This is a genomic window from Pseudonocardia asaccharolytica DSM 44247 = NBRC 16224, assembly GCF_000423625.1.
Classification (GTDB): Bacteria; Actinomycetota; Actinomycetes; order Mycobacteriales; family Pseudonocardiaceae; genus Pseudonocardia; species Pseudonocardia asaccharolytica.
The window spans coordinates 1-3461 of the sequence record NZ_AUII01000060.1 but is presented as its reverse complement, the minus strand read 5'-3'; the positions used below and the strand labels follow the sequence as shown (position 1 = coordinate 3461).

General features: G+C 70.0%; 5 protein-coding genes. 1 reads left to right on the top strand and 4 read right to left on the bottom strand.

The window, feature by feature from the left end; all coding sequences use genetic code 11:
• Positions 1–109 precede the first annotated feature (109 nt).
• Positions 110–304 carry a hypothetical protein gene (locus G567_RS0124975; protein ID WP_147201363.1) on the bottom strand — a complete coding sequence of 65 codons (195 nt, stop codon included), beginning with the start codon at positions 302–304 and terminating at the stop codon, positions 110–112.
• Positions 305–315: 11 nt separating this feature from the next.
• Positions 316–1056: a class I SAM-dependent DNA methyltransferase gene (locus tag G567_RS31400; protein ID WP_084796442.1), complete on the bottom strand. Its 741-nt coding sequence runs from the start codon at positions 1054–1056 to the stop codon at positions 316–318.
• Between the two features lie 685 nt (positions 1057–1741).
• Between G567_RS31400 and G567_RS35275 the strand changes: the two genes are divergently transcribed.
• On the top strand, positions 1742–1897 hold the full coding sequence (locus G567_RS35275; RefSeq protein ID WP_169338734.1) for a hypothetical protein: 156 nt from the start codon (positions 1742–1744) through the stop codon (positions 1895–1897).
• Between the two features lie 581 nt (positions 1898–2478).
• On the opposite strand, the gene G567_RS0124955 is transcribed toward G567_RS35275, so the two are convergent.
• Together G567_RS0124955 and G567_RS31395 are read right to left on the bottom strand one after the other, a co-directional pair.
• A complete protein-coding gene (locus tag G567_RS0124955; RefSeq protein WP_186814257.1) occupies positions 2479–2760 on the bottom strand; it encodes a type II toxin-antitoxin system RelE family toxin in 282 nt (93 codons plus the stop codon).
• A gap of 3 nt (positions 2761–2763) precedes the next feature.
• Entirely contained in the window at positions 2764–3021 is a 258-nt protein-coding gene (locus G567_RS31395; RefSeq protein ID WP_051233543.1) for a type II toxin-antitoxin system prevent-host-death family antitoxin, read from the bottom strand.
• Between the last annotated feature and the right edge of the window lie 440 nt (positions 3022–3461).

Below are 3461 nucleotides of genomic sequence, written 5' to 3'. Positions count from 1 at the left end.
CCGGAATCCGGATACCTCATGCCGGGAGCATGCACGCACCCGACCGCCGCCGTCAGTGACGAGCCACGGCGAAACGCCAACCCTTCAACCTCTGTAGTGCCAGTCCTGATCACTCGCGCTCGCCCGGGGCGCCGGCGCCGGACGGACGCGGTCGCTCGACCCAGCCGCGGTGGTCGCCCTGCAACAACGCGGGCTCATCCGCCGCCACCCCGGTGGGGGCCACCTCGAGCTCACCGACGACGTCCAGTACGGACTCCGCCTGCAGCCTCCCGAGGCCACCGCGTAGCGCCCTGGGCACTGCCATCTTCGCCGCGTCTACTGCCACTCATCTGTGGACCGAGGGTCGAGCGACAGGGGGACGCACGGCGCTGGCGTGGGCACGGCTCGGTCGGTGGCGGGCGGGCGCCTACAGGCGATGAGGAATGCCTGCGGGATGCTCGCCGCGGCGCTGGCCGGGCCGGGGGCTCGGACGAGTTGGGCGGTGAGCTCGAACCCGGCGTCGTCGAGCAGGGCCGTGACGGTGTCGGGTTGGAGTCGGCGGAAATCCAGCGAGACCTGGTGGCCGAAGGCCTCGTCGAAGTGCAGGACGTCGTCGCCGACCTGGAAGGCCAGCAGCAGATGGCCCCCGTCCTCGAGCACGCGGTGGAACTCGGTGAACACCGCGGGCAGATGTGCCGGGGGAACGTGGTTGATCGAGTACCAGGCGACGAGGCCGGCCAGGCTCGAGTCGAACGCGTCGAGCGCGCCCATCTCGCCGACGTCAAAGGTGATCTCGGGGTGCTCTCGTCGGGCGAGGTCGACCATCGCAGAGGAGAGGTCAATCCCGCGGATCGACATCCCCAGAGCACGCAGGTACGCGGCCACGCGGCCAGGTCCGCTGCCGACCTCTACGAGCTGGCCGCCCGGGTGTCGGTTGGCGACGAGCTCGGCGAATCCGGCGAGCAGGGCGCGGTCGAGCGGGCTGTCGTCGAGCGCGGAGCGGAACGTCTCCGCGTACGGTCCCGCGACCGCGTCGTAGCCGCTGCGGGTTTCGCTGAGGTACGCCGACTCGATCACGGGCGCAGCCTACGAGTCTGGCCGCGAGCTACCCGGCCCGCACCGGGATAGGTCATATGGCTCCGGCCTGCTGACATCTGATCTGTCGCCTACTGACACGCGATCTGTCGCTTCGCGCTGATATCGACCTGTCGTTCCACATGTGGAGCGACGGTAGAACGACAGCGCAGTCGCTCCACAAAAATGACAGTGATCTGCGAGGGCCCAGGACGGCCGCCGTCCCGCCGAGGTGCTGGATCGGCAGCGTCCGTGCGGGTGGGCGACGGCGAGGACGCGATCGTCGACCGATCCCAGCACCGCCACCTCGCGCCGCTGGTAACGAAGCCTGCCCGAGACGACACAGACGGCATGAAGGCCACCTGCAGACGCTGCGGGCACATCCTGTTCGGCTGACCCTTACGTGCGCAGGCCGTGCGCAGGCGGGAGCACCGCATGCCAAGCCTGCCGGCGCCAGCTTGCCCCGGCGGGCGGGCAGCGCGATCGCCGCGCCGGGCAGCCCGCCCGGCATGCCCTTGCCGTCCCAGCGCTCGAAGATGTGGGTCAACGGCCGACGGGTGTCGGCGTCGAATCCGAGCTGCTCGGCGAGCAGCTGCGCGACCTGGCAGGGCGTGATCGTCTCCCGCAGGCACCTGGCACGGGAGGTCACGGCGAACTCCGGCGTGCACGCCATCGCCAGCGCCCCCGCGTGTTCACCGAGGCCCACCACGAACTCGACCCTGCCGCCGTCGTCGCCCTGCAACAACGCGGGCTCATCCGTTGCCACCCCGGTGGCGGCTACCTCGAACTCACCGACGACGCCGGGTTCTCTCTCACGCCCGGACCGCCCGGACCCGACTGCTGACATCTTCGTGTCGTTCCACGCGTCAGATGTGGAGCGACGGGTGAACGACAGCGCCGCGGCGCCACGAAAATGGCAGTGTCCGGCCAGCGCCCTGGAGTCCGGCGCCGAGGGTTCCAGTACGCATGCTGCCGACCACGATCCGGCCCGAGCTTGACACGCGGTCGCGCCGCCGATGCGACCCGTGCTGGAAGCGGTGGGGTGATAACCCGTCTTCTCCCCCTACCCCTGCTCCTCCTCGGTGCGACACCTGCCCGTCGCCAGCGATCGCGTCCACGAACCCAGCGAGAAGCCACGCCGTGGTAAATCGCGCGGCCGGCTCCACGACCGAGGGCATCCTGAACGAGCACAGGATCAGCACGGCGGTGGCCGCGGCCACCGGCAGCAGCGCGACCGCGACGAGCGCGACCCAGCATCCACCACCCTTGTACGTAGAGACACCGAAGCACGAGGAAGAGGAGCGGGCGGCGAGGAGACAACGCGGAGCGCGTCGTCGCGCATCGCCCGGTTCAGGTTGGTCAGCTGGTGCGCCTCGCTGTTCGCCGCCGGGCCGGTCCGGCCTCTGCAGAGCCGGTCAGAGCCGGTCAGAGCCGGTCGTAGATCTCGCGGCGGTGGCCGAGGGTGAGCACCAAGACGACGAGCGCGTCGTCCTGCGGTTCGTACACCACGCGCCAGTCCCCGACCTTGAGCCGCCACGCGCCGGGCTCGCCCTTGAGCGGCTTGCCCACCGGCGGCGCCGGCCGCGGCTCCTCCGCAAGGCCGCTCACGGCGTCGAGGATGCGCCGGGCCACCGGTGGATCGAGCTTGCGCAGGGCCCTCGCCGCGGTCGCCGACGAGCTGATGTGCCAGAGGGGAGCGTCCGGCACCGGTCAGCGCTGGGCGAACTCGGCGAGCAGGGCGGCGTGGTCGACGGTCTTGCCCGGCTCGGCCTTGGCCTCCCGGGCCATCCGGGACAGACCGCGGTCCTCCAGCTCCTCGAGGAGGTCGAGCACCTCGACGGGGACGACAGCCGCCACGCGCCGGCCGTAGCTGGTGATGGCGGTCGTGATCCCGGCATGCTGAGCCCGCCCCACCACCTCGGCGAAGTGGTTGCGCGCCTCGGTCGAGGACATCTCAGCAACGGTCATGCCTAAACTGTACAACTTGAACAGTCCTCCGTCGATGGGACAGCCGGGGCGGAAGCGGGTTCGAGCGCTGGATGATCATGCAGGCGGTGCTGCATAATCGTGCATTTCGGGTGTTTCAGCGCTGATACCGTCGGGGATCGCGTTCTTCCTGGAGCCGAGTGGTGCCCGCGTCTGCATCTTCCCGATCACCGTCCTCGCCACCCCGCGCCGGGGTGGCCGCGTTGATCGACGAGTACAACACCGTGCGCAGGCATCCCACCCACGGGATGCCGCCCCGGTCGCCGACGAACAAACGCACGCCGCGATCAGACCCACCGCCACCGACACTTCGTGCGGTTTCCCGCTGACACTGAGCCTTTGCCAGTAGCAGTGGTCGGCGGCCGCGACACGCCGAAGATCCGTAGATGACCACGAACGGGTGCGGGACCCCGGTAGAAGAG